This window comes from Arthrobacter sp. HY1533 (assembly GCF_027568515.1).
Taxonomy (GTDB): Bacteria; Actinomycetota; Actinomycetes; order Actinomycetales; family Micrococcaceae; genus Specibacter.
Genome location: NZ_JANKZF010000005.1, coordinates 170,745 through 197,292, shown reverse-complemented (window position 1 = coordinate 197,292; position 26,548 = coordinate 170,745). Strand labels below are relative to the sequence as shown.

22 protein-coding genes are annotated in these 26,548 nt (G+C 66.2%); 16 read left to right on the top strand and 6 right to left on the bottom strand.

What is annotated here, in order from left to right; translation table 11 throughout:
* The first annotated feature begins 145 nt into the window (after positions 1-145).
* Positions 146-754 carry a TetR/AcrR family transcriptional regulator gene (locus PCK14_RS05700; RefSeq protein ID WP_269937504.1) on the top strand — a complete coding sequence of 203 codons (609 nt, stop codon included), beginning with the start codon at positions 146-148 and terminating at the stop codon, positions 752-754.
* Between the two features lie 37 nt (positions 755-791).
* Here the strand turns inward: PCK14_RS05700 and PCK14_RS05695 are convergent, their stop codons facing one another.
* On the bottom strand, positions 792-1,934 hold the full coding sequence (locus PCK14_RS05695; protein WP_269937503.1) for a glutamate--cysteine ligase: 1,143 nt from the start codon (positions 1,932-1,934) through the stop codon (positions 792-794).
* A 99-nt stretch (positions 1,935-2,033) separates the two neighbouring features.
* Between PCK14_RS05695 and PCK14_RS05690 the strand changes: the two genes are divergently transcribed.
* Positions 2,034-2,846, top strand: a complete 813-nt coding sequence (locus tag PCK14_RS05690; protein WP_269937502.1) for a shikimate 5-dehydrogenase — start codon at positions 2,034-2,036, stop codon at positions 2,844-2,846.
* A 110-nt stretch (positions 2,847-2,956) separates the two neighbouring features.
* On the opposite strand, the gene PCK14_RS05685 is transcribed toward PCK14_RS05690, so the two are convergent.
* Positions 2,957-4,171 (bottom strand): class I SAM-dependent methyltransferase, encoded by a 1,215-nt coding sequence (locus tag PCK14_RS05685; protein WP_269937501.1) that lies wholly within the window; start codon positions 4,169-4,171, stop codon positions 2,957-2,959.
* 149 nt (positions 4,172-4,320) lie between these two features.
* Here PCK14_RS05685 and PCK14_RS05680 point away from each other — a divergent pair, with 149 nt between their 5' ends.
* The 4 genes from PCK14_RS05680 (at position 4,321) to PCK14_RS05665 (ending at position 8,188) form a co-directional block, all read left to right on the top strand.
* The gene (locus PCK14_RS05680) at positions 4,321-5,295 is read left to right on the top strand and encodes a siderophore ABC transporter substrate-binding protein (RefSeq protein WP_442864667.1); all 975 of its coding nucleotides are present in this window, start codon (positions 4,321-4,323) and stop codon (positions 5,293-5,295) included.
* 91 nt (positions 5,296-5,386) lie between these two features.
* Positions 5,387-6,382 (top strand): ABC transporter permease, encoded by a 996-nt coding sequence (locus tag PCK14_RS05675; RefSeq protein ID WP_269937500.1) that lies wholly within the window; start codon positions 5,387-5,389, stop codon positions 6,380-6,382.
* The gene (locus tag PCK14_RS05670; protein WP_269937499.1) at positions 6,375-7,436 is read left to right on the top strand and encodes an iron chelate uptake ABC transporter family permease subunit; all 1,062 of its coding nucleotides are present in this window, start codon (positions 6,375-6,377) and stop codon (positions 7,434-7,436) included. Before PCK14_RS05675 ends, PCK14_RS05670 begins: the two co-directional genes overlap by 8 nt.
* A complete protein-coding gene (locus PCK14_RS05665; protein WP_269937498.1) occupies positions 7,433-8,188 on the top strand; it encodes an iron ABC transporter ATP-binding protein in 756 nt (251 codons plus the stop codon). Before PCK14_RS05670 ends, PCK14_RS05665 begins: the two co-directional genes overlap by 4 nt.
* Positions 8,189-8,234: 46 nt before the next feature.
* Here PCK14_RS05665 and PCK14_RS05660 read toward each other — a convergent pair whose 3' ends face one another.
* Entirely contained in the window at positions 8,235-9,047 is an 813-nt protein-coding gene (locus PCK14_RS05660) for an ABC transporter permease (RefSeq protein ID WP_269937497.1), read from the bottom strand.
* Entirely contained in the window at positions 9,044-9,916 is an 873-nt protein-coding gene (locus PCK14_RS05655) for an ABC transporter ATP-binding protein (RefSeq protein ID WP_269937496.1), read from the bottom strand. The genes PCK14_RS05660 and PCK14_RS05655 overlap by 4 nt, the downstream gene beginning before the upstream one ends.
* Before the next feature lie 301 nt (positions 9,917-10,217).
* Here PCK14_RS05655 and groES point away from each other — a divergent pair, with 301 nt between their 5' ends.
* Together groES and groL are read left to right on the top strand one after the other, a co-directional pair.
* Positions 10,218-10,514 (top strand): co-chaperone GroES, encoded by a 297-nt coding sequence (gene groES, locus PCK14_RS05650; RefSeq protein ID WP_038464523.1) that lies wholly within the window; start codon positions 10,218-10,220, stop codon positions 10,512-10,514.
* Positions 10,515-10,629: 115 nt separating this feature from the next.
* Positions 10,630-12,237 carry a chaperonin GroEL gene (groL, locus tag PCK14_RS05645; protein ID WP_269937495.1) on the top strand — a complete coding sequence of 536 codons (1,608 nt, stop codon included), beginning with the start codon at positions 10,630-10,632 and terminating at the stop codon, positions 12,235-12,237.
* Positions 12,238-12,430: 193 nt separating this feature from the next.
* Here groL and PCK14_RS05640 read toward each other — a convergent pair whose 3' ends face one another.
* Positions 12,431-13,429, bottom strand: coding sequence for a DUF389 domain-containing protein (locus PCK14_RS05640; protein ID WP_269937494.1), 999 nt, complete (start codon positions 13,427-13,429; stop codon positions 12,431-12,433).
* 192 nt (positions 13,430-13,621) lie between these two features.
* Between PCK14_RS05640 and guaB the strand changes: the two genes are divergently transcribed.
* Positions 13,622-15,130, top strand: a complete 1,509-nt coding sequence (gene guaB, locus PCK14_RS05635; protein WP_269937493.1) for an IMP dehydrogenase — start codon at positions 13,622-13,624, stop codon at positions 15,128-15,130.
* A gap of 290 nt (positions 15,131-15,420) precedes the next feature.
* On the opposite strand, the gene PCK14_RS05630 is transcribed toward guaB, so the two are convergent.
* Positions 15,421-16,038: a hypothetical protein gene (locus tag PCK14_RS05630; RefSeq protein WP_269937492.1), complete on the bottom strand. Its 618-nt coding sequence runs from the start codon at positions 16,036-16,038 to the stop codon at positions 15,421-15,423.
* Between the two features lie 70 nt (positions 16,039-16,108).
* On the opposite strand from PCK14_RS05630, the gene PCK14_RS05625 reads away from it, so the two are divergent.
* The 7 genes from PCK14_RS05625 (at position 16,109) to PCK14_RS05595 (ending at position 26,541) form a co-directional block, all read left to right on the top strand.
* Positions 16,109-17,194 (top strand): BtrH N-terminal domain-containing protein, encoded by a 1,086-nt coding sequence (locus tag PCK14_RS05625; protein ID WP_269937491.1) that lies wholly within the window; start codon positions 16,109-16,111, stop codon positions 17,192-17,194.
* A 56-nt stretch (positions 17,195-17,250) separates the two neighbouring features.
* On the top strand, positions 17,251-18,375 hold the full coding sequence (locus PCK14_RS05620) for a GuaB3 family IMP dehydrogenase-related protein (RefSeq protein ID WP_269937490.1): 1,125 nt from the start codon (positions 17,251-17,253) through the stop codon (positions 18,373-18,375).
* Between the two features lie 154 nt (positions 18,376-18,529).
* Positions 18,530-19,021 carry a PTS sugar transporter subunit IIA gene (locus tag PCK14_RS05615; protein ID WP_269937489.1) on the top strand — a complete coding sequence of 164 codons (492 nt, stop codon included), beginning with the start codon at positions 18,530-18,532 and terminating at the stop codon, positions 19,019-19,021.
* A gap of 54 nt (positions 19,022-19,075) precedes the next feature.
* Positions 19,076-19,906: an SURF1 family protein gene (locus PCK14_RS05610; RefSeq protein ID WP_269937488.1), complete on the top strand. Its 831-nt coding sequence runs from the start codon at positions 19,076-19,078 to the stop codon at positions 19,904-19,906.
* Positions 19,907-19,980: 74 nt separating this feature from the next.
* On the top strand, positions 19,981-20,505 hold the full coding sequence (locus tag PCK14_RS05605; RefSeq protein ID WP_442864666.1) for a DUF3817 domain-containing protein: 525 nt from the start codon (positions 19,981-19,983) through the stop codon (positions 20,503-20,505).
* A gap of 99 nt (positions 20,506-20,604) precedes the next feature.
* A complete protein-coding gene (guaA, locus tag PCK14_RS05600; RefSeq protein ID WP_269937487.1) occupies positions 20,605-22,194 on the top strand; it encodes a glutamine-hydrolyzing GMP synthase in 1,590 nt (529 codons plus the stop codon).
* A gap of 111 nt (positions 22,195-22,305) precedes the next feature.
* Entirely contained in the window at positions 22,306-26,541 is a 4,236-nt protein-coding gene (locus tag PCK14_RS05595; protein WP_269937486.1) for an AAA family ATPase, read from the top strand.
* Positions 26,542-26,548 lie beyond the last annotated feature (7 nt).

Below are 26,548 nucleotides of genomic sequence, written 5' to 3'. Positions count from 1 at the left end.
TTCGTGAGGGTGACGGCGGCACCGGTGGATCCGGAGGTCCCGCACACACCTCGTTTTGGGGAATGTGGAAAAGCTACCACAAATCTCGAGTGAGTACTCGAATTTGGAGATTGGGGATGTGCGATCTCGGCTAAGCTGACATTCCATGACCATCAACCCAGCCCGGCAACCGGTGAAACGCGGGCCGTACGCGAAGTCCAAACAGAGGCGCGAAGACATCGTCGCGGCAGCGCATGCGGTGTTTGCCTCCCACGGCTACCGGGGAGGCTCGCTGCAGGATGTGGCGGACAAGGTGGGGATGAGCCAGACAAGCCTTCTGCACTACTTCCCCACCAAAAGTGAGTTGTTGCTGGCCGTGCTGAACTGGCGCGACTCCATCACCGGGGGCGGGCAGCCCAGGGACCCCGAGGAGTCCCTGGTGGATGCGGTGATCCGCCAGGCGCACTTCAATGAGACGGTTCCGGGCGTGATTGAGCTATATACGGTGCTCTGCGCCGAGTCCGTTACGGAGAACCACCCGGGCCTGGAATTTTTTACCAAACGTTACGAAAGATTGCGGCGCAGCTACCTGCGTGCATTTGCGGCGCTCGCCGATGAGGGCCGGCTCCGCCCTGGAGTGGACCCCGAACGTGCAGCCGCCAGCCTGATTGCCTTGTGGGACGGCATTCAGACCCAGTGGCTTATGGCGCCGGAGAAGGTGGACATGGCCGGCTGCCTGCGTGACTACCTGGAACTTGTGGTCCTGCCCGAATAGGGCCCGTCCGCGGCTGTCCTTTGGGCGGGCGTGCGGACTAGTTGGCTGCCATCTCCGCGACAAGCTCACGCACGACGGCGCGCAGGTCGCCACCGTTGGCGGCGGCCACGCGGCGCTGGCGCTGGTAGCCGGCCCCGTTGGCAATGATCTTCTCCACGTCGGCAAGCTCATTGGAGCAGCCCAGCCTGGCGGCCACGGGCTCCAGCTTGTTCAGCAGGTCAACCAGGTCCTCGGTGACGAGCCTCTCGTTGCCGGCCGCATCCTGGATGATGATGGCTTCCATGCCGTAGCGGGCGGCCCGCCACTTGTTTTCCTGGATGTGCCACGGCGGCATGGTGGGGATGGTGCCGCCGTCGTCAAGGGTGTTGGAGAAGTCTTCCACGAGGCACTGGGTCAGCGCGGCAATGGCGCCGATTTCCTCCAGCGATGACATGCCGTCGCAGATGCGCATCTCGATGGTGCCCAGCCCGGCGACGGGGCGGATGTCCCAGCGGATCTCGTTGGTTGCGTCAATGACACCTGTGGTGAACATGTCCTGGACGTAGGACTCGTACGCGGCCCAGTCAGGGAACTGGAATGGCAGCCCGGCCGTGGGCAGCTGCTGGAACATGAGGGCACGCTGCGAGGCGTAGCCCGTGTCCTCACCGTTCCAGTATGGGGACGACGCCGAGAGGGCCTGGAAGTGCGGGAAGTAGTTGACAAGCCCGTCAAGGACCGGCATCGCCTTGGACACATGGTCCAACCCCACGTGGACGTGCACGCCGTAGATGAGCATCTGGCTGCCCCACCACTGGGTCCGGTCCACGAGCTTGGCGTAGCGCTCCTTGTCCGTGACTGCCTGGGTGCGCGAATTGCTGAAGGGGTGGGTGCCGGAGCTGAGCAGGTCAAGGCCCAGGGGTGCGGCGGCCTCGCGGAGAATGTTCAAGTTGCGGCGGAGGTCTTCGGTGCCCTCGGCCACGGTGTGGCAGATGCCCGTGACCAGCTCCACGGTGTTCTGCAGCATCTCACCCTTGATGTGCGGGTGTTCCCCGTCCGCCATGGCCTCGGGGTGTGCTGCCTGAATGTTGCCAAAGATGTCGTCGGCACGGGCGGCAAGTTCACCGGAATCGGCATCAACGAGCGCGATTTCCCATTCCAACCCCAGCGTTGATTGTTCAGACTTTGCGAAATCAATCTTCACTGGGGCGCCCCCTCGGCAATCCTTGAGTTGTGGCAGCAATGCGGCAAAAGCTCCGGCTGCCTTCTGATTGTAGTTCAGTAAGTGCGGCACAATGGAGGCGTGCCCATTCTGAACAAAGACATGACCTTGTGCATTTCCCTGGCCGCACGGCCCAGCAACATTGGGACGCGCTTCCACAACTACCTCTATGACGCCCTGGACCTGAACTTTGTCTACAAGGCCTTCGCCCCCACCGACCTTGCGCAGGCGGTCGCCGGCATCCGGGGCCTGGGAATTCGCGGCGCCGCCGTGTCCATGCCCTACAAGGAGGACGTCATCGCCATGGTGGACCTCATGGACGCCTCAGCGACCGCCATCGATTCGGTCAACACAATTGTTAACAATGACGGCGTGCTGACCGCCTACAACACCGACTACCTGGCCATTGCCCGGCTGCTGGCCGTCAACGAGGTCGATCCCGCCACTTCGGTGCTGCTGCAGGGTGCAGGCGGCATGGCCAAGGCCGTGGCCGCAGCCCTGCACGACGCCGGGTTCGCGGACGTCACGATTGTGGCCCGCAACGAGGAACGGGGCAAGGCACTGGCCGCGCTGTACGGATTTGCGTGGCTGGCTGCCACGGGGGATGCCACTGCCGGCATGATCATCAACGTCACGCCCCTGGGCATGGCGGGTGCGGATGAGGATGTGCAGTCCTTCGGCGATGCCGCGGTGGCAAACGCCCAGGTGGTGTTCGACGTCGTCGCCCTTCCGGCCGAAACCCCGCTCATCAAGGCCGCCCGCGCCGCCGGCAAGCACCTCATCACGGGCGCCGAGGTCATTGCCATCCAGGCCGAGGAGCAGTTTGTGCTCTACACGGGCGTCCGGCCCAGCCCGGAGCTGGTGCGCGAGGCCTCCGAGTTCTCCCGCCGCTGACGTCCACCCGGACCCCCTTTTCGCCGAGTCTGACGGAGCGCTGCTAGGGAGACGTTGCGCTACGTCTCCCTCGGCACGTCTCCGTCAGACTCGGCGCAGGGACGACGGCGTCAGAGGCCGTGGGGCTCCACCACGATCGCCACGCGCTCCTCGCCAATGCGGGTCAGCACCAGTGTGGCCTTGTTGGGGCCCTTGCCGGAGCCGGTGAGCAGTTGGCGGCGCAGCTCCTCCGGCGTGGTTGAAATGCCGCGCTTCTTGATGTCCAGGACGCCGATCCGGTTGGCCTTGACCCAGGCCTTGAGCGCCTTGACGTTGAAGGGCTTGACCTCCAGGACCTTGTAGGCGCGGGCAAACGGCGTGTCCACGTGCTGCTCCGAGCACAGGTACGCAATATGCTCGTCCACCAGGTGGGCGCCGATGCTGCGGGCAAGATCGGCCACCAGGCCGGCGCGGATCACGGCGCCGTCGGGCTCATACAGGTAGCCGGCCACCGGGCCGGTCTCCGCATCCTGGGCGGCGGGGTCGTAGGGCACCGAACTGGTGAGTTCGTTCAAGCTGCCGGGCCCCATGACCAGGGCCGCGCGGCGGATGCCGGGCCGGGCCAGGGCGTTGAAGTACAGCCCGGCCTCCACCACATCGCCGTTGACGGAAACCCATTGGGCCTCGGCAGTGTCCGGCACGGCCTCGTGCGGGATGCCCGGTCCCATCTTCACGCCCACGGCCAGGCCGCGGTCGGCCAGCTGCTCCACGAAGGACAGCGGCGGCGAAAAAGCCTCGGGGTCAAAGAGCCGGGTGGTGCCGGAGGTGCTGGTGGTGCGCCTGGCCGGGTCCAGCCACACGCCCTCAATGCCAGTCAGGTCTGTGTCTTCCGCCTGCCCGCACACCACGCGGGCGTGCGGGAATGGCATGAGGTTTACAGTGGTGCAGGCTGCCGTGACCTCGTCCATCTCCACGGCCGTGACATTGATGTCCAGGCTGGCCATGGCCAGGGAATCCGCGCCGATGCCGCAGCCCAGGTCGGCCACGGAGGTGATGCCCGCCGTCGTGAACCGCTGCGCGTGCAGGGCCGCAATGGGCAGGCGGGTGGCCTGCTCCAGGCCTGCCGGGGTGAACAGCATCTGCTGGGCGAACTCGCCGAACTTGGCCTCCGCCTTGGCGCGCAGGCGGGCCTGGGTCAGCGCCGCGGCAACCAGCTCGGGGGAGTGCCCGGCCTTGCGCAGCGACTCATTCAGCTTGAGGGAGTCGGCCTCGCGGTAGGGGCCCAGGGAGGACAAAAGCTCCCACCCGGCAGTGGTGAGGAGCGGGGAAATTGCGTCATGGGCCATGCCTCAACCCTAACCTTTCGGCCGCTGGTGATGAGCATCACAAGGAATAGGGCATGGAAAATTTGCGCAATTATTTGCCTGTGCAATAGCGTCGAGGGTGGCATTGATAAGGATTGCCTAAGCTTACTTATATTGGGAGACTGATTACCGTGAAAAAGCGCCTGCTGACGCTTGGAGCCACCGCCGCACTTCTGGCACTCACCGCCTGCGGCGGGGCCGCCACCGAACCTGGCGCGTCCTCCGCCGCCGCAACCAGCGTGAGCGTCCAGGACAACTACGGGGAGCACACCATCAGTGCTCCGCCGAAGTCCGTGGTGGCCACCGACAACAGGACCTTTGAAACGCTGGCCGACTGGGGCATCACGCTCAAGGCCGGCGCCGTGGCGCTCATGCCTGACACCAGCTCCTACAAGAAGGATGCCGCGATTGTGGACCTGGGCAGCCACCGCGAACCCAACCTCGAGGCAATCGTTGCCGTTGACCCGGACGTGATTGTCAACGGCCAGCGCTTCACCCAGTTCCACGACGACTTCACCAAGCTGGCCCCCAACGCCACCGTGCTGGAATTGGATCCCCGCGACGGCGAGCCCTTCGACACCGAGCTCAAGCGCCAGATCACAGTCCTCGGCGATGTATTCGCCAAGCAGGATCAGGCCAAGAAGCTCAATGCCGACTTTGACGCCGCCATCGCCCGCGTCAAGGCAGCCTACGACCCCAAGGCCACAGTCATGGGCGTCATCACCTCCGGCGGCAAGATCAACTACGCCGCCCCCGGCAACGGCCGCACGCTGGGCCCGCTCTTCGACATCCTGGGCCTGACCCCGGCACTTGAGGTCAAGGACGCCAGCACCGACCACCAGGGTGACGACATCTCCGTTGAGGCCATTGCCAAGTCCAAGCCCAACTGGATCCTGGTCATGGACCGCGACGCAGGCGTGTCCACCAAGGACGCCGGGTACAAGCCCGCCAACGAGCTGCTGGAATCCTCCGCCGCACTCAAGAACGTCCCGGCCACCCAGGAGGGCAACATTGTCTACATGCCTGCCGACACCTACACGAACGAGGGAATCCAGACCTACACCGAGTTCCTGAACACCTTCGCGGACGCACTCGAAGGCAAGTAGCCATAGTTTCCACCAGCCTCGCGGCGGTCCCGGCAAGTGCGCCGGGCCCGCTGCTTTGCTGTATCCGGGCCGGCTCTGAAGGGACCGCTGCGTGAGCGCAACAAATACAACTGCAAGGAAAGGCCGGGCCCCATCCAAGGGCCGGCTCTTCGAACCCAAGCTCCTGGTGGGCATTGCCGTGGTGGCAGTGCTGCTGCTTTTCTCCCTGTTCACGGGCGTCTATGACATCTTCGGAGGGCAGGACGGCGGCGAAATGTTCGCCATCACCCGCGTTCCGCGCACCATTGCCCTGGTCCTGGCCGGCGCCGCGATGGCCATGTCAGGGCTCGTCATGCAGCTGCTGACGCAGAACCGCTTCGTGGAGCCCACCACCACCGGCACCACCGAATGGGCCGGGCTGGGCCTACTGGCCGTCATGATCCTCAACCCGCACGCGAGCATCCTGGCCAAAATGTCCGGAGCTGTGTTCGCCGCCTTCATCGGCACGCTCATCTTCTTTCTGTTCCTGCGCAGGGTCTCCCTGAAGGCCTCGCTGACGGTGCCCATTGTGGGCATCATGCTCGGCGCCGTGGTGGGAGCCGTCTCCACCTTCATCGCACTGCAGACTGATATGCTCCAGAGCCTGGGCATCTGGTTCGCCGGCTCCTTCACCTCGGTGCTGCGCGGCCAGTACGAGGTCCTCTGGATCGTGGCGTTCGTGGGGGTGGCCGTGTTCCTGGTGGCCGACCGCTTCACAGTGGCCGGCCTCGGCGAGGAAATCGCCACCAACGTGGGCCTGAACTACAACCAGGTCATGCTGCTCGGCACGGGCCTGATCGCCATTGCCACGGGCGTTGTCACGGTGGTGGTGGGCAACCTGCCGTTCCTTGGCCTGATCGTGCCCAACATTGTCTCCATGTTCCGGGGCGACGACCTCCGCGGAAACCTGCCCTGGGTGTGCCTGCTGGGCATCGCCATCGTGACCGTGTGCGACCTTGTGGGACGGACCATCATCATGCCCTTTGAAGTGCCCGTCTCGCTGATCCTTGGCGTGGTTGGCGCCGTGGTCTTCGTGACCCTCGTGTTGAAGCAGCGCCGCAATGCCTGAGGCCATCTCGCTGCGCCCCGCCTCCACGCACGACGCCGGCACCCACCACCCGGGCCGGACGTCCGGTTCCCTGCCCTCCCGCCGCGCGCAACGGCGCTACCGGGTGGTCCTGGGCATCCTCATTGTCCTCGCCGTGGGCTTCGGCTTTGGCCTGCTCGCGTGGGACAACCCCATGCCGTTTGGCACGCCCGGATTCTGGCGCATTGCCGAACTCCGTGGCACCAGCATCATTGTCATGGCGGTTGTGGCCATCTGCCAGGCCATGGCCACCGTCGCCTTCCAGACGGCCACCAACAACCGGATCATCACGCCGTCGATCATGGGCTTTGAATCGCTCTACATTGCCGTGCAGACAGGCGCCGTGTTCTTCCTTGGCGCGGCCGGGGTGACAGCGGTGCAGGGGGTTCCGCAGTTCGTGCTGCAGATCCTCATCATGGTGGGCCTGTCCATGGCCCTGTACGGCTGGCTGCTGTCCGGCAAGTACGGCAACATCCACGTCATGCTCCTGGTGGGCATCATCATTGGCGGCGGACTGAGCTCGGTCTCGGCGTTCATGCAGCGCCTGCTGAGCCCCAGCGAGTTTGACGTCCTGACCGCGCGCCTTTTCGGCTCGGTGTCCAACGCCGACGCCAGCTACCTGCCCATCGCCATCCCGCTGTGCCTGGGCGCCGGCGCCCTGCTGCTGCTCAACGCCCGTCGGCTGAACGTGGTGGCCCTGGGCGCCGACACCACCACCAACCTGGGCCTAAACCACCGCTTCGAGGTCATGCGGGTGCTGTTCCTTGTCTCCATCCTGATGGCAACCTCCACCGCCCTGGTGGGACCCATGACGTTCCTGGGCTTCCTGGTGGCCACGCTGGCCTACCAGCTCGCCGACAGCCACGACCACAGGTACGTCTTCCCGGTCGCGGTGCTGACCGGCTTTGTGGTGCTGGCGGGCTCGTACTTCGTCATGAAGAACGTGTTCTATGCCGAGGGCGTGGTCTCGATCATCATCGAGGTCGTGGGCGGTTCCGTGTTCCTGTTCTTCATCCTGCGAAAGGGTCGCCTGTGATCTCCCTGTCCGACGTCCGCAAAAGCTACAGCAGCGAGGTGGCCATTGGCCCCGTGGACCTGCAGATCCCGGCCGGCGGCGTCACCGCCCTGGTGGGACCCAACGGGGCCGGGAAATCGACCCTGCTGACCATGGTGGGCCGCCTCCTGGGGCTGGATGCCGGGGCCATTGAAATTGCCGGCTATGACGTTGCCAAGACCGCATCCAAGGACCTGGCCAAGATTGTCTCCGTGCTGCGCCAGGAGAACCACTTCGTGGCCCGGCTGACCGTGCGCCAGCTGGTGGGCTTTGGCCGCTTCCCGCACTCCAAGGGCCGACTGACCCTGGCCGACGAGGAAGCCATCAGCCGTTCCATCGACTTCCTGAACCTCAACGAGCTGGAAAACCGGTACCTCGACCAGCTCTCCGGCGGCCAGCGGCAGCGGGCCTACGTGGCCATGGTGCTGGCCCAGGACACCGACTACGTACTGCTGGACGAGCCGCTGAACAACCTGGACATGAAGCACGCCGCGCAGATGATGGCGCTGCTGCAGCGGGCCGCTGCGGAACTGGGCCGGACCATTGTGGTGGTGCTGCACGACATCAACTTTGCGGCCCACTACGCGGACCACATCTGTGCCGTGAAGGACGGCCTCGTGGTGGAGTTCGGCACGCCTGCGGAGATCATGACCGATGAGGTCCTCAGCCGTGTCTTCGACACCCCCGTGCAGGTCATCGACGGGCCCCGCGGACCGCTGGCCGTCTACTACTAGCCGCACAGGACGCGGCAGGACGCGGCCGGGCGTTGCCGGGAACAGCTCAGCTGTCCTTGCGGATCCAGCGGAACGTCCACTTGCACAGCACCAGCCCGGCCACGAGCCACACGACCATGACGACCGCCACGAGCCCCAGGTTCCAGGCCCCGCCGGGCTCGGCAAGCTCAAAATCGGCCGGCAGGAAGACACTGCGCATGCCCTGTGCCATCCACTTCAGCGGGAAGATGCTGGCCACGTTCTGCAGCCACCCGGGCAGCTGGGTGAAGCTCAGGTACACGCCGGAGATGAACTGCAGCAGCAGCACAATGGGGATCACCACGGCCGTGGCGCTCTTTCCGGTGCGGGGCAGCGCGGACAGTGCAATGCCCAAAACACAGCTCGTCATGACGCCAAGCAGGAACACCCAGGCAAAGGTGAGCCACTTGCCGGCATCATGGGGCAGCTCCACGCCGAACGCGAAGCGGGCCACCAGGAGCAACAGGATGACCTGCAGGATGGAGCTGGACATGACCATGCCGATCTTGCCCATGAAGTAGGAGAACACGGGCAGGGGAGTGCCGCCCAGTCGCTTGAGCGTGCCGTCGCCCTTCTCCCCGGCTATGTCCACGCCCAGGTTCTGCACGCCGCTGAGCAGCATTCCCGCGGCCACCATGCCGGGCAGGTAGTACGCGGCAAAGGAGATCCCGCCGCTGCCGTCCGGGGCGGCACCGATGTTGCCGCTGGTGCTGAACGCCACGGCAAAGATCGACAGCATCACAATGGGGAACAGGAACGTGAAGAACACGGAGTCGCCCTGGCGGAAATACAGCCGCAGCTCGTAGCCAATGCGGGACAGGCCAAGCTTCAACGTGCTCATGGGAGTGTCCCTTCGCTTGATGCGTGCGCCCCGACCAAGTCCAGGTAGATGTCCTCCAGGCTGGGCCGGGTGATTTCCAGCCCCGGCACCTCACCGCCCGCCTCGGCGTACAGGCGCGCCGCCAGGGCCGCTGGCTCCGTGGTCCGCTCCTCCCGCACGACGCCGTCCTGCCGCCACCGCACCAGCGGCACCTTGGCCTCCTGCCCGCCAATCGCATCGATGGGGCCAATGTCCAGCAGCTTTCCGCCGGCAATGACCCCGGCGCGGTCCGCCAGCGTGGCGGCCTCGTCAAGGTAATGGGTGGTCAGCAGGATGGTGGTGCCCTCCGCCTTGAGCTGGTTGACCAGGCCCCAGAACTGGCGCCGGGCCTCCGGGTCAAAGCCGGTGGTCGGCTCGTCCAGGAAGAGCAGCCGCGGCCGGCCAATGATGCCCAGGGCAACATCCACGCGGCGGCGCTGGCCGCCGGAGAGCTTGCTGATCCGGGTTTTGGCCTTGCCTGCCAGCCCCACGGCCTCCAGCACCTCGCCAACGTCCCGCGGGTGCGGGTAGTAGCCGGCAAAGTGCGTCAGCTGCTCCAGGACCGTGACGTTGCCGCTTTCCCCGCTGGACTGCAGAACAATTCCCAGCTGCGCCTTCCAGTCCCGGCCGCCGTGCTGCGGGTCCACGCCCAGGACACTGGCGACGCCGCCGCTCCTGTCCCGGTACCCCTCCAGGATTTCCACTGTGGTGCTTTTGCCGGCGCCGTTGGGGCCCAGGAGCGCGAACGTCTCGCCCTCGGCAATGTCGAAGCTGATGCCGTCCACGGCTGGGGTGCCGCCATAGGACTTTTGCAGGTCCCGCACATGGACCAGGGGAGTTGGGCTCGTCATGGCCTCAATCCTTGCACCGCCGCGGGACGGGTGAACAGCCCTGGCGGCACCCAAGGTGCGCCGTGAGCGAAACCAGGCCCGCCGGCGTCGTGCTTTTGGGGTCAAATCTGGCACTCGCCTTGACCGAGTGCTAATCAATTCCATAGAGTCAGGGTTAGCACTCTCACCCCGAGGGTGCTAACCCGCAGGCCTTTCGGCCATGGGAGCATCACCGGCACCGCGACGACGGTTGGGCTCCACCACATGGCTGAAAGACGTTTGCCGGCCATCCATAGAATTTACGTGTGAAGGAGAGGTCCGAGTGTCGGTCTCTATTAAGCCTCTTGAGGATCGTATTGTTGTTCGCCAGCTCGAAGCAGAGCTGACCACCGCCTCCGGCCTGGTCATCCCGGACACCGCCAAGGAAAAGCCCCAGGAGGGCGAAGTTGTGGCAGTGGGCCCCGGCCGCGTTGACGACAACGGCAACCGCGTCCCGATCGATGTTGCCGTCGGCGACGTCGTCATCTACTCCAAGTACGGTGGAACCGAAGTGAAGACCGGTGGCGAAGAGCTGCTGGTTCTCTCGGCCCGCGACGTGCTGGCCATCGTCGTCAAGTAACGGCTTTCGCCACATAACCGCTTTGTGAAGCCCCCGCGCCGGACATTCCGGTGATCGAGCCTGTCGAGATCATCAGACTTCGAGCGCGGGGTCTTTGCGTGAAAGGACACACCGCATGGCTAAGCAGCTTGCATTCAACGACGACGCCCGCAAGGCCCTCGAGGCCGGCATCGACAAGTTGGCGGACACCGTCAAGGTGACCCTCGGCCCGCGCGGCCGCAACGTAGTACTGGACAAGAAGTGGGGCGCTCCCACCATCACCAACGACGGCGTCACGATCGCCCGCGAGGTGGAGCTGGAAGACCCGTACGAGAACCTCGGCGCACAGCTGGCCAAGGAAGTTGCCACGAAGACCAACGATGTTGCCGGCGACGGCACCACCACGGCCACCGTCCTGGCACAGGCACTGGTCAAGGAAGGCCTGCGCAACGTTGCCGCAGGTGCGGCTCCCGGCGAGCTCAAGCGCGGCATCCAGGTTTCCGTTGAAGCCATTGCCAAGCGCCTGCTGGAGAACGCCCGCCCGGTTGAGGGTGGCCAGGTTGCAGAAGTTGCCGCCATCTCCGCCCAGAGCCAGGAAATCGGCGACCTGCTCGCCGAGGCATTCGACAAGGTCGGCAAGGATGGTGTCATCACCATCGAAGAGTCCTCCACCACCTCCACCGAACTGGTCCTCACCGAGGGCATGCAGTTCGACAAGGGCTACCTGTCCCCGTACTTCGTCACCGACGCAGAACGCCAGGAAGCAGTCATGGAAGACGCACTGGTTCTGATCAACCAGGGCAAGATCTCCAACCTGCAGGAATTCCTGCCGCTGCTGGAAAAGGCACTTGCCACCAACAAGCCGCTGTTCATCATTGCCGAAGACGTTGACGGCGAGGCACTGTCCACGCTGATCGTCAACCGCCTGCGCGGCACCTTGAACGTTGTTGCCGTCAAGGCTCCCGGCTTCGGCGACCGCCGCAAGGCCATGCTGCAGGACATCGCGATCCTGACCGGCGCACAGGTTGTCTCCCCGGAGATCGGCCTGTCCCTGGACCAGGTTGGCCTGGAAGTTCTGGGCACGGCCCGCCGCATCACCGTCACCAAGGACAACACCACCATTGTTGACGGCGCAGGCACGGCCGACGACGTGGCAGCCCGCGTGGCCCAGCTGCACGCCGAACTGAAGCGCACCGACTCCGACTGGGACAAGGAAAAGCTGCAGGAACGCCTGGCCAAGCTGGCCGGCGGCATCGGCGTGATCAAGGTTGGCGCAGCCACCGAGGTCGAGCTGAAGGAAAAGAAGCACCGCATTGAGGACGCCGTGTCCGCAACGCGTGCAGCCCTGGAAGAAGGCATTGTTGCCGGTGGCGGTTCCGCACTGGTGCAGGCCGCCAAGGCCCTGGACGAAGACGAGAACGTTGCAGCCCTGACCGGCGACGCAGCAACCGCCATCGCCCTGGTCCGCAACGCCGTGGCACAGCCGCTGCGCTGGATCGCCCAGAACGCAGGCCACGACGGCTACGTAGTGGTGCACAAGGTTGGCGAACTCGAAGACGGCTTCGGCTTCAACGCCGCAACCGGCGAGTACGAGAACCTGGTCCAGGCCGGCGTCATCGACCCGGTCAAGGTCACCCGTTCCGCCCTGCGCAACGCAGCCTCCATCGCAGCACTGGTGCTCACCACCGAGGTGCTCGTGACGGAGAAGCCGTCCGAGGACAGCGAAGCAGCACACCAGCACTAGTCCCCACTTGCCGGCCCGGTAAATCGCTGGCGCGATTTACCGGGAACCTGGCAAGCGTGGGCCCAGCGTGTGGGCCCAGCGTGTGGGCCCAGCGTGTGGGCCCAGCGTTGGCCCAGCTGCAAAAGTGACACCGATCCCGCAATCTGACACCGGAATCCCGGACTCAGAAAGCGGGATCGGTGTCATTTTTGCATTAACGCCGGAACGGGCTCCGGACACCCATCTGCGGCAGCGTGATCCTGGCCTGGGCCACCGAATAGGGCGACGGTGCCGGGCGGCGGCGCCTTCCCAGCCGGTAGATGAGAAGGACCACGACGGCGGAAACCACAATGCCGGCAACATTGAGCAGCAGCTGCAGGGCCGATCCCGCTGCGCGGTCCGGCTGGCCCAGTACCAGGGCAACGGCCACGTAGCCCGCAGCCGGAACGGTGGTCACGGAAATGAACACGCCCACCAGGACAGCTGACTTGCGCCCAATGAGCGACAGCATCCCGGCCGCACCGGCCAGGACGGCCACGATGAATGAATACCAGCCCGGGTGGTAAATGAACTCGGTGGAGGTGGACCCCTCCAGCAGCTTTGAGGGGTCAAACAGGCCAAGGGGGATGGAGGCGGCGGTCGCCACCGCTGCCACCAGCATTGCGAGCGGAAAGCCGACCAGCAGTGCCAGGGCTGCCTGCCGCGCGAGCTTCCACCTCCTGTCAACCAGGGCAAGGGCCAGGGCGGCCAGGGGGCCGAACTCGGGACCCACCACCATGGCGCCCACAATGGCAATGGTGGAATCCGTGACGATGCCGATACCCGCCAACTGGACGGCAATGACCATGAAGGCGAGGTAGCTCCACGTCAACTTGGACTCTTCACTGGTGTTCTTCTCCACCTCGTCCCAGATGATGGCGTCCGCCTCATCCCCTGGAACGGACTGGTCCACCAGCTCGAGCCGTTCGGAAATGACAAGTTCCGGGGTGTCCACGGTGACGGAGCCAACCCTGGCAATGTTCAGCCCGCGGAGCTGGTGCAGCAGGTCCCCGGCGGACTCCCGCACTGCCTGGACCGTGATCACGTCACCGGCGGGAACAAGGGAGGCCCCGGGGATGCGGGAGACCTCCGCTGTGCCCTCATGGGCGCTGGCAATGGCCACCACCTGGTCCGAAATTTCGGTTGGGACAACAATCCGAATTTGCAGTGCCATGAGCCGCTTCCTGTGGGGCCGGTTGTTGCCTTCGAACACTACTACAGGGCCCCCGGTGTGATGCAGCCCTCGGGAATAGGGCCACAGCCCGTTTCGTTTTAGACTGATAACAACGCACAGGCCGGATCCGTAATGACGGAACAGGCCATCGGATGCACACCCCCACCGGTTCTACCCCGCCAAGGAGCCTTCGTGTCCCAGCCTGAAATTCATGACCCCTTCGCCTTTGTTGGCCTGACGTACGACGACGTCCTGCTCCTTCCCGGCCACACCAACGTGATCCCCTCCGAAGCTGACACCAGCTCACGGGTATCCAAGCGCATCACCGTGCAGACGCCGCTGCTTTCGGCAGCCATGGACACCGTCACCGAATCCCGCATGGCCATCGCCATGGCCCGCCAGGGTGGTTTGGGCGTTGTGCACCGCAACCTCTCCATCCAGCGCCAGGCCGAAGAAGTTGACCTGGTCAAGCGCAGCGAATCAGGCATGATCACCAACCCGGTCACGGTTGGCCCCGACGCCACGCTGGCCGAGCTCGATGTGCTCTGTGCCCGCTTCCGTGTCTCCGGCCTGCCCGTGGTCGACGCCGACGGCCGCCTCATGGGCATCGTCACCAACCGCGACACCGTGTTCATCCCGGAAAGCGAATATTCCGGACGCCTGGTCCGCGACGTCATGACCCACATGCCGCTGATCACCGGCAAGGTCGGCATCAGCCGCGAAGAAGCTTCCCAGCTGCTGGGCAAGAACAAGATTGAAAAGCTGCCCCTCGTTGACGACGCCGGCGTGCTCCGCGGCCTCATCACCGTCAAGGACTTCGCCAAGGCCGAGCAGTACCCCCTGGCCACCAAGGACGACGAGGGCCGCCTGCGTGTAGGTGCCGCCATCGGCTTCTTCGGCGACGGCTTCGAGCGTGCCATGACCCTGATCGACGCCGGCGTTGACGCCCTGTTCGTCGACACCGCCAACGGCCACAGCCAGGGCGTGCTGGAAATGATCACGCGCCTGAAGAACGAGAAGGCAGCAGCCCACGTCGACGTCATCGGCGGCCAGGCTGCAACGCGCGAAGGCGCACAGGCCCTCATCGACGCCGGTGCCGACGGCATCAAGGTGGGCGTTGGCCCGGGCTCCATCTGCACCACCCGCGTGGTGGCAGGCGTTGGCGTCCCGCAGATCACGGCCATCTACGAATCCGCCAAGGCTGCCATTCCGGCCGGCGTGCCGCTCATCGCAGACGGCGGCCTGCAGTACTCGGGCGACATCGGCAAGGCCCTGGTTGCCGGTGCCGACACCGTCATGCTCGGCTCGCTGCTGGCCGGCACGGAGGAGTCCCCGGGCGAGACCGTGTTCGTCAACGGCAAGCAGTTCAAGGCCTACCGCGGCATGGGCTCGCTGGGCGCCATGCAGTCCCGCGGCAAGAACACCTCCTACTCCAAGGACCGCTACTTCCAGGCCGACGTCACGGGAGATGAGAAGCTCATCCCCGAGGGCATCGAAGGCCGCGTGGCCTACCGCGGCCCGCTCTCCTCGGTTGCGTACCAGCTGGTGGGCGGCCTGCGCCAGACCATGTTCTACGTTGGCTCCCCGACCATCCCCGAGCTGAAGGCACGCGGCAAGTTTGTCCGCATCACCTCCGCCGGCTTGAAGGAATCGCACCCCCACGACATCACCATGACCGTCGAGGCACCGAACTACAAGTAGTCCCCACCTCCTCCCTCGACTCGCAGGCTCGCCGCGGGTCCCTCGGAGGCGTGGGCCCACCACCTCCTCCCTCGACTCGCAGGCTCGCCGCGGGACCCTCGGAGGCGTGGGCCCACCACCTCCTCCCTCGACTCGCAGGCTCGCCGCGGGTCCCTCGGAGGCGTGGGCCCAGTTTCCGCGACGGCGGGCCGTCACCTTTCAGATGAAAGGTCGCGGCCCATTTGCCCGGCCGGGGGGCCTCACACTTACCATATAAGGGTGCCGCCCCCGCCGTCGTCTTGCATGTCAACTCAACCGGCCAGGGCCGCCTTGAACTTTTCCAAGGCCTCGGCCGCCGGGTGGGATTCCTCGGTGAAGTCCGTCTCGCCGCCGCGGCGCAGCAGCCAGTCGCCGGACTCAACGGCGGTCAGCTGCACCACAGCGGTTTCCGCGTCCACCTGCAGGCGCCGGACCGCGGCCGTCGCGGGCAGGCCCTCGGCCGCGCCCGTGAGGTATTCACCCGCCAGGTGCAAGGCGAGTTCCAGCATGGCGGGTCCGGATTCAATGGGCTGGATGTCATGCACGCCGTAGGGGCTGATGCTCAGCAGTACGGCGCCCACATTGGAGCCCACGGCGAAGAGCACATGGCTGCTGGAGGGTGTGGTCAGGGTGATTTCCAGCCATTCCTGCGCCTTCGACAGCACCGAAGCCACCACGGCGCACTTGTCCACGGGGACGATCTTCTCGCCCTGCGGCGCCGCCAGCCCGCGCACCATCAAGGTGGTGAGCCCGGCGTTGTGCAGCAGCTGGTTGTCAGAGTGCTGGTCCAGGCGCAGCAGGCCCAGGGCAACGGCCGCCGATTCCGTGGGGGTCATGGACAGCAGGGCCAGCAGCTCGTGGTCGGTCATGCGCAGTTCAGTGTCAGTCATGGCCCCAAGTTTAGGTGAGGGTGCGCCGCGGCAGGCTGCCCGAGCCAGCCGCCGCCGATAGAATCGACGCATGCTTCCCGCCTATGACGCCGCCTCCGACTATTCGCACTGGGACGCCGGGCTGTGGACCCGGGTCCTGGCCGCCTCAGGCGTGCGCAGCCCGTTCACGGACCAGCCGTTCACCGAAGCCATGCTCTCCGGGCTGGCCGGCGGGATCGGCTTCATGATCTTCACCTTCGAGTACAAGGAGATCACCACAGCCTCGGCCGTGACCCGCTTCCACCCCGGCCCCTACACGGAAAACCTGCTGCGCCGCAGCGGTGCCGCCATCAACATCCAGCAGACCGGCAGTGCCAAGCTGGCCCAGTCCCGACTGGACGCCGCGCTCGAAACGGGTGTGCCCGCCGTCGTGCGTGTGGTGCGCGGAAAACTGCCGTGGGCAGCGGAAGACCCGCTGGCAGATGCGGACTCGGTGGACGTGGCCGTCGTGGCCCGCGACGGCGGGGACTACCTGGTGGACGACGGCGGCGGGCAGCTTCGGCGGTCCACTGCCCAGGAGCTGGCGCAGGCGCGCGGCTCCCGCAAGGCGGACAAGCACTGGCAGGCCCATGTTTCGCCCCGCGGCGCGGACCCCATGGACAGCGAGGCCCTGACCGCGGAAGTTGTGCGGGCGGCCATGGCCGAGACCGCCGGGGAACTGCTCTCACAGCAGTCGCCGCCGGGGATTCCGCCGGGGTATGCCAAGAACTTCGGCATCCGGGGCATGCAGACGTGGGCCCAGCGGCTTGCCGACTCCTCAACCAAGCACGGCTGGATGAGGATCTTTGGCGACCCGGACCGCAGCGCCGCCGGGATGGGGATGCTGCACGGCCTGCTCGCAGGGAAGCGCTACAGCGGACCAGGGGCGTTGCGCCCGCTCTACGCCCAGTTCCTGGACGAGGCGGCTGCTTCCACCGATGCGGTGTCCGCCACCGGGCGTGCCGGACTGGCGGAGGCCGCCGCGCAATACCGGGCACTTGGCGAGCACTGGGAGGCACTGACTGCCCTTGTGGGGGCCGCGGGGGAGCCCGACTTTGCCGCCATGGCAGGACGGGTGGAGGCCATCGCGGAGCTGGAAGGCCACGCCGCCCAGACCCTGCAGGCCGCCGTCGCATAGCAGCATCGGCGGGCAGCTTTAAGGGCTCGGGCGCCAGCTGGGATAGGCTAGGGGGCGTGACTTATGAGATTGAGATTGGCCGTGGAAAGCGCGGACGCCGCGCATACTCGCTTGATGAGATTTCGATTGTGCCCAACCGGCGTACTCGCGATCCCCAGGATGTGTCGGTGAAATGGCAGATCGACGCCTACCAGTTTGAGGTGCCCGTCATTGGTGCGCCCATGGACTCGGTGATGTCCCCGGAGACCGCCATTGCCCTTGGCAAGCTGGGCGGCCTGGGCGTGCTGGACCTCGAAGGTCTCTGGACCCGCTACGAGGACCCGCAGCCCGTGCTCGACGAGATCGCCACGCTGGAGGGCTCGGTCGTTGACCCCGAGACCACCCGCCGCCTGCAGGAAATCTACAGCGCACCCATCAAGGCAGAGCTCATCACGGCCCGCCTGGCCGAGATCCGCGCCGCAGGCGTCACCGTGGCCGGCTCCCTGACACCGGGACGCACGCAGGAGTTCTACAAGACAGTCATCGCCGCTGGCGTGGACATCTTCGTGATCCGCGGCACCACCGTTTCGGCAGAGCACGTCTCCAAGACCACCGAGCCGCTGAACCTCAAGCAGTTCATCTACGAGCTCGACGTCCCCGTCATCGTTGGCGGCGCGGCAGGCTACACCTCGGCCCTGCACCTCATGCGCACCGGCGCGGCCGGCGTCCTGGTGGGCTTCGGCGGCGGCGCCTCCACCACCACAAGCCGTGCCCTGGGCATCCGCTCGCCCATGGCCAGCGCCATCTCCGACGTTGCCGCGGCACGCCGCGACTACATGGACGAGTCCGGCGGACGCTACGTGCACGTGATTGCCGACGGCGGCATGGGCTCCAGCGGCGACATCGTCAAGGCCATCGCCATGGGCGCCGACGCCGTCATGCTCGGCGCAGCACTGTCCCGGGCCGCCGAAGCACCGGGCCAGGGCTGGCACTGGGGTGCCGAGGCGCACCACCAGGAACTGCCCCGCGGCCACCGCGTGAAGATGGACACCGTGGGAACCCTGGAGGAAGTGCTGTACGGCCCGGCCCACCAGGCCGACGGAACCTCCAACCTGATTGGTGCACTGCGCCGGTCCATGGCCACCACGGGCTACTCGGACCTGAAGGAATTCCAGCGGATCGACGTCATCGTCAACCCGTAGCAACCGGGCCCAGCCCGCAGTTTCACCCAGTGCCCCGGTCCCGCTCGGACCGGGGCACTGTTGCGTCCCGTGGCCTTCCGCCTGCCACCGCGATGCCGCCAACGGCTAGACTGGGGCCATTGGGACATCCCCTGAACGCAGCCGAAAGGTACCAATGACATCGGGTTCGCTGGAGCGCTATGAAACGGAACTGACCAACCCCGGGCTGGTCATCCTCGAAATGGTGGCTTCCTCCAAGGAAGATGCGGCCGCCCAGCTGGCGGCGAAATTGTTTGAGCAGGGCCGGATCTCGGACCTGGAGGGATTCCTGCAGGACGTCAACTCCCGTGAGCACCAGATGGCCACGGGCCTGCCCGGCGGCATCGGCCTGCCGCACGCCCGCAGCGCCCACGTCGAGTCCATTTCCATCGCGGTGGGCATCACCAAGTTCGACCACAGCCTCGATTTCGGTGCCGTGGACGGCCCCGCCAACGTGATCCTGCTCATTGCCACCCCGGCGGACTCCTTCTCCGCCCACCTTGAAGTCCTGGCCACCCTGGCCCGCTCGCTGTTCAAGGAAAACTTCCGCGAATCGCTGCGCCGGGCCCACGATGCCGAGGTCATTGCCGAGCTGGTCAACTCAACGCTGGTGTTCTTCGACCACTGACCCCCGTCTCGACCGCATTCGTTGTTCTACATGGTTACGAAGTACCGTTGAAGTGTGTTAAAAACTGCCGTCAAGCCCAAATGGATAGCCGCACTGGTGTTTGCGCTGGCCGTCTGCGCCGTCCTCGTCCTGCTCAGCCAGTGGCAATTCTCCCGTTCGCTGCAAAAGGACGTTGCCCCGCCGTCGGTCACGGAAAAGGTGCAGCCGCTCCTTGGCACCATGAAACCCGGCGAACCCATGAAGGGCGACATCGAGGGGCAGCTTGTCTTAGCCACCGGCCATTTTGACGCCGCCAAGCAGGTCCTGGTGCCCTCCCGTGTGCAGGACGGCGCGGTTGGCTTCTGGGTTGTCACGGCGTTTGTGGTCGACGGCGCCCCTGTCCTGGACGGGGTGGCGGCCACGAAGGAAGTGGTGATCCCCGTGGCCCGCGGCTGGCTCCCCGCAGCCGACAATGTGCCCGCGGCCCCCGCCGGCAACATCACGCTTGAGGGACGCCTGCTCAACTCCGAGGGCCCGGAACCCGCCCCCGATCTTCCTGCCGGCCAGGTTTCCACCCTGTCCTCCTCCGAACTGACCAACCTCTGGGACGTGACCACCTACGCCGCGTTCATCGTGGCCCACAGCGAAGTGCTGGATGGCCAGGACGTGGGCGCCGCGGCCGCCGGGGGCCCGCTGCAGCTCATCACCGTCACGGCCACTGACCAGAACAGCAAGATCAACTGGCTCAACATTTTCTATGCCGCCGAGTGGGTCATCTTCGCCGGCTTCGCACTGTTCCTGTGGTGGCGCCTGGTTGCCGACGACTACCGCCGCGACCAGGACGCGTTGTTCGGGATCGACGACGAGGACGACTCACCCGACAGTGCAGCACCAACCCAAGCCTGAGGATCCACCGGCCGGGCCCGGCAACAACCCGCAACGATTGACCCACAAACCACATTTTGAGGAGAACCGGCACAGTGACCGAGCCCAAGAACAGCGAATCAACCCCCGTGCAGGACACCGCCGCGGCACAGCCCGCCAAGGCCGCGCCCAAGCGCCGTTTTGGCGGCACGCCCGCACAGATCCTCACGGCGCTGAAGTTCTACAAGGTCCTGGCCTACGCCACGGGCACCATGCTCCTGCTGCTCGTCATTGAACTGGTGCTGCGCTACGCCTTCGGCAGCGTCCTGGTGGCCGGCGGAACCGACACCGCCGGCGCCGCGCACGGCCTGGGGCTGGTCAGCATTGACGGCGGAGTCATGCCCGTCACCGGCGGCGTCAACCTGTCCACCGCCGTGCTGATCATCCACGGCTGGATGTACGTTGTGTACCTCATTGCCGACTTCCGGCTCTGGACCCTCATGCGCTGGCCGTTCGGCAAGCTGGTGCTGATCGCCCTGGGCGGCGTGGTTCCGTTCCTGTCGTTCATTGTCGAGTCCAAGGTCCACAAGGAAGTCCTGGCCGAGGTTGCAGCCAACCCGAAGGCCGCCAAGCGCTACTAGGGCACGCCGCCGTCGTCCGTGGCATTGGCCGGGTGAGTTGCTCGTCACGGAAAACGCGGGCGGGGGCGGGGTGCGTGGGATGTGGGTTAAGATTGAGGGGTGACTAATCCCGCTACGGCCCAGACTTCCCAGAAGCCCGTCCTGGTTGTGGACTACGGTGCCCAGTACGCCCAGTTGATTGCGCGCCGCGTGCGTGAGGCCAATGTGTACTCGGAAATCGTGCCGCATACCTATACAACTGCGCAGTTGCTGGCCAAAAACCCAGCTGCCATCATCCTCTCCGGTGGACCCTCCAGTGTCTACGCAGAGGGAGCACCCAACGTCGGTGCAGACCTTTTTGAAGCCGGCATCCCGGTCCTGGGCATTTGCTATGGCTTCCAGGCCATGGCCGCAGCCCTGGGCGGAATCGTCGCCGAAACCGGCCTGCGCGAATACGGTTCAACCCAGGTGCAGATCCTCGGCGAAAGCCGCTCCATCCTCAGCGACACCAGTGGCGAACAGACCACCTGGATGAGCCACGGCGACAGCGTGCAGCAGGCACCCGAGGGCTTCGACGTCCTCGCGTCCTCCGCCGGTGCCCCCGTTGCCGCCTTCGCGAACGAGGAAAAGTGCCTGTTCGGTGTCCAGTGGCACCCCGAGGTCAAGCACTCCGAATTCGGCCAGAAGGTCCTGGAGAACTTCCTCTTCAACGGCGCCAAGCTGGAAAAGAACTGGACGGCAACGTCCATCCTCGACGAGCAGGTTGCCCGCATCCGCGAGCAGATCGGCGACGCCAAGGTCATCTGCGGCCTCTCCGGCGGCGTTGACTCGGCCGTCGCGGCAGCCCTGGTGCAGCGCGCAGTGGGCGACCAGCTCACCTGCGTGTTCGTCAACCACGGCCTGCTGCGCCAGGGCGAGGCCGAGCAGGTCGAAACCGACTTCGTGGCCTCCACCGGCGCCAAGCTGTACGTTGCCAACGAGCAGGACCGCTTCCTGAACGCCCTTGCCGGCGTCTCCGACCCGGAGACCAAGCGCAAGATCATTGGCCGCGAATTCATCCGCGCCTTCGAGGAAGCAGAGCGCGCCATCATGGCCGAGGCTGCCTCCGCCGGCGAAGAGATCAAGTTCCTGGTCCAGGGCACCCTGTACCCCGACGTCGTCGAATCCGGCGGCGGCGAGGGCGCAGCAAACATCAAGAGCCACCACAACGTGGGCGGCCTCCCCGAGGACCTGCGCTTCGAGCTCGTTGAGCCGCTGCGTGCGCTGTTCAAGGACGAGGTCCGTGCCGTTGGCGCCGAACTGGGCCTGCCGGCCGAGATCGTTGGCCGCCAGCCGTTCCCCGGCCCCGGCCTGGGCATCCGCATCGTCGGTGAGATCACCGGTGAGCGCCTGGAACTGCTGCGCAAGGCAGACGCCATTGCCCGCGCCGAGCTGACCGCAGCCGGCCTGGACAACGAAGTGTGGCAGATGCCCGTCGTGCTGCTGGCTGACGTCCGCAGCGTCGGCGTCATGGGCGACGGCCGCACCTACGGCCACCCCATTGTGCTGCGCCCCGTTTCCTCCGAGGACGCCATGACGGCCGACTGGTCGCGCCTGCCCTACGACCTCCTGGCAAAGATCTCCAACCGGATCACCAACGAGGTGGAAGGCGTCAACCGCGTGGTTCTGGACGTCACGTCCAAGCCGCCGGGAACCATCGAATGGGAGTAATCCCCAGGTAACCCACGAAGGGCGCCGATTGCCTGCCAGTTCAGGCTTAATTTGGCGCCCTTCCGTGTGCCGAGGAGGCATTATCTGGCTCGGCGGGATAGCCTGAATTGCATGTCAGTATGGTCAAGACCGTTTCGCTCAAGTGCAGAGAAGAAGGCACCCGTGTCCGAAGTTGCAAGCCCCAATGAGAGTTCATGGGAACTCCGCACCTGGCTTGCTGGATTGGATTCCTACTCCGGCGCGGACACGGCCCTGGCCTATGCCAAGACCCACCACGGCAGCATCGACCTCACCCATGCCCACCCCTCGGGCCTCGCCCAGCTGCTGGCCGGCCGCAAGACGCGCCTGTCCACCCTGGTCCGCGAACCCGAACACTACGCAGCAGCCAAGCGCGCTGCCGCGGCACTTCGGGCCAAAATCTTTGAACTAAGCACCGACCGCGGAATCGACGTGGGCTACCTCGGCGCGGGCATCGCCCGCTGGCCGGGCCGTCCCGGCTCCGGCGGCGAAACAGGCGCCGACATCAGTGCGCCCGTGCTCCTGGCCGCCGTTGCACTGACCGTGCGGCCCGGCCAGGACGACTATGAACTCCAGCTGCTGGAGCAGGCCCAGGTCAACCCGGCCCTGGTCAAGCACCTGGATGCGGCCGGCATCCACCTGGACGCCGCCGCACTGGGACGCCTGGCCTACAGCACGGCCCGCTTTGACCCGGCCCCCGTCCTGGAACGAGTGCGCGCCCTCCTGGCACCCTTGCCCGGAGCTACTGTGGACCACGACCTGGTCATGTCCACCTTCGCGTTCCTGGCCGACAACCTCAACGACCCGGCCCTGGCCGCGGGCAGCGAGCTGCTGGAACTGCTGCAGAAGCACAACGCGGACGACGTCCTGCCGGTGGAACTGGAACTGGACACCGCGCGCTTCACCCCGCTGGATGACCGCCACCCCGAGGACGAGATCCTGGTCCGCGACGCCGACCCCCGCCAGCAGTACGTGCTGGACCTGGTCCGCGACGGCGGTTCCGTGCTGGTCTCCACGCCCCCCGGAACCGGCCAGACGCAGACGGCCGTCAACGCCATCGCCCAGCTGGTGCACGACGGCAAGAGCGTCCTGGTGGTGGGCGAACGCCGTGGCACCCTGAACGAGCTGGCCCAGATCTTCACCGAGCTGGGCCTGGACTCCCTGCTGCTCCAGCTGAGCGCCCAGACCGGCCCGCAGCAGATCAAGTCCCAGCTGGTGCGTGCCATCACACGCAATGAAAAGGCCACCGAGCCCAAGCTTGACAGCCTGCACGAGACCCTGGTTGACCACCGCCACCAGCTCGTGGACCACGTCTCCAGCCTGCACAATGTGCGCGAACGCTGGGGCTGCTCGCCGTACCAGGCCATGCAGTCCCTGGCCGAGCTGACCTCCATCCACCCGGCGCCCGCCACCACCGTCCGGCTCAAGCGCAGCGTCCTGGACAGCATCCGGGACCGCAAGGAGCTGACAGGCCGGCTGCGCCGCGCCGCGGAACTGGGCGCCTTCAGCCAGGTGGCTGTCAGCAGCGCATGGCACGGCTCCCGCATGGTCACCCGCAAGGAGACCGAGACGGCGTATGCCCTGGCCGAGCAGCTCCACGCCCAGGTGCCGGTTTTTGCCGACAAGATGCACGAGGTGGCCGAGTTCGGCCAGATCCGCCACGGCAACTCCTTTGCCGAGTGGGGCCGCCAGCTGGATATGCTCGTGGCCATCCGGGAGAGCCTGGACAAGTTCAACGCCGACATCTTTGACTGGCCCACGGACGAGATGATTGCCGCGACGGCCACCACGGCCTGGCGCCGTGAACGCGGCGTGGACATGCCCGCCCTGCAGCGCGCACGCTTCCGCCGCAACGCCAAGGACCTGGTCCGCCCCGGCGTCCACATCGCCGACCTGCACGCCTCCCTGGTGCTGGTCAATGAACAGAGCACCCTGTGGGCAGAGGCCGCCACGAGCAAGCGCCACCCCACCGTGCCCTCCGGCCTGGCCGAGCTCAACCGTAGCTACACGGCCCTGCGCGAAAAGCTGCAGACCCTGGGTGCCGTCCTGGAACGCACAGTGGACGGCGGCGACCTCCTGAACTTCAACGCGGCCGAGCTCATTGGCCGCCTTGAGGCGCTCGTGTCGTCCAAGGAATCCCTGGAGACACTCCCCGAGCGCACCCTGTTGCTTGAGGGCATGCGCGAACAGGGGCTCGGCGAGCTCCTGGACGACCTCGCCAGCCGCGAGGTCCCGGCCGCGCAGACCGGTTCCGAGCTGGAACTGGCCTGGTGGCAGTCCGCCCTCGAGGCCATGATCAGCGGCGACGAGTACCTGGCCATGTCCGACGGCGACAACCTCCGCCGCCTCGAAGCCGAGTTCCGCCTCGCCGACCAGGCACACGTGGCCTCCGGGCCGGCCCGGATCCGCTGGCGCCTGGCCCAGCAATGGACGCAGATCCTGGCCGGGCGCAACCGCCAGGGTGAGATGCTGCGCAATGTCCTCACGGACGGCCGGGTCTCCCTGTCCGCCCTGAGCGCCCAGGCCCCCGACCTGCTGCGCAATCTGGCACCGGTCTTTGTGCTCAGCCCCCTGGTGGTGCCCTCCGCCATCCCGGCCGACTACCGCTTCGACGCCGTCGTGGTCCTGGACGCCGAGTCCACGTCACTGCAGTCGGCGCTGCCCGCACTGGCGCGCGCCGAACAAGTTGTTGCCTTCGGCGACGAGCAGACCGCCTGCCCGAAGAGCTTCTCCGTGGCCGTCACGCGCCCCGGTGACGCGGATGCTCAGCAGCACCCGCTGGAAAGCGTGTTCGGGGCACTGTCCAGGATCCTGCCGCGCCACCGGTTGACAGTTTCCTACCGTGATGTGGACGAGGACCTGGTCCGCCAGCTCAGCGGCAGCTTCTACGACTCCCAGCTGCAGCGCCTGCCCGACGGCCGCGCCGTGACCGGCCTGGACCGTGCCATCACTGTTGACTACCTGCCCGACGGCAAGGGCCTGCCCGGCGCCGGCGACGGCGGGGTGGAATCGGTGGTGGCCGAGGTCAACCGGATCGTGGACCTGGTATTCGAACACGCCCGGGTGCGCCCGCGTGAATCGCTGGCCGTCATCACCGCCAGCGACCGCCACGCTGTCAGGGTGGCCCAGGCCATCCGCCTGCAGATGGCCAACCACCCGCTGCTCTCCGAGTTCTTCGCCTCCGGGCCGGAGTCCTTCCGCGTGGTCACGGTTGACCGTGCCGCCGGACTGGTCCGCGACCGGGTCATCTTCTCCCTGGGCTACGGCCGCACGCCGCACGGACGTGCACTGCACGGCTTCGGGCCGCTTTCGGAGTCCGACGGCCGGGCCAAGTTCGCCCTTGCCATGACACGGGCGCGCAAGCACATCCACATCGTGACGTGCTTCCGCCCCGAGGACCTGGACGAGAACCGGCTCAGCCATGGCGCCGTCGACTTCTTTGAGCTCCTGGACCGCGAACTGGCCGGCAACTCCCTGCTCGGGACGCCCGCCACCCGCGCCATGGACAGCGAACGGGAAACCGGCGAGGACCCGCTCGTGGCCGACCTGGCCGACCGTCTCAACGCCCGAGGCGCCCGCGTCTGGCACCACTACGACGGCGCACTCGACATGGCTGCAGCCCCGGACCCCATTGCCCTGCTGGGCCGCGAAGACCACGAGATCCCCGCGCCAGTGGCCGTGGAGTCCGACGGCACGGCCAAGTACAAGGGCATGAGCGTGCGCGAGCGCAGCCGGCTGCGTCCGCAAATGCTTGAGCGCATGGGATGGCGCTACGTCTCGCTGTGGACCATCGAGGTCTTCACCGACCCGTCCAGCTGTGCCGACCAGATTGGCCGCTACCTCGGGTTGCCGTCCATGACGGGTGAGGCGGACCTGTCCTCCCTCATGGGGGAGTCCCTCGACACCACCATGACGGCAGTCATCGACTCGCCCCGCTCACGGCGCCGCAACGGCCTGCAGGCTGAGGAAGCCGGGGCTGCTGACGCCGGCGACGGCGCTGACAGCGTTGGCGACGGCGGCGAATCCCCGGAGGCCACGGCTGCCGGTGAATTGGAATTGGAAGAAATGATTGACGAAGGTGGTGCGGCCGTGGGTGCGCAGGCAGTGAACGGCGACGGCACGGAATCGGCAGCGGTTCCGGAAGAAGAAGCCCCGGCAACGGAAGAGTCCAAGGACGGGCAGGATGCCAAGGTTGCGGCCCCGGCTGCCGACTCGCCGCTGCTGCCCAAGGTTGCGCCGAATGACGCCGACCACACCTGGGGCGACGCCCCGTCCAGCCGCGGCCACGACGAGTGGCTGCGCGAAAACAAGCCTCCTCACTGGGGATAGGGAAAAC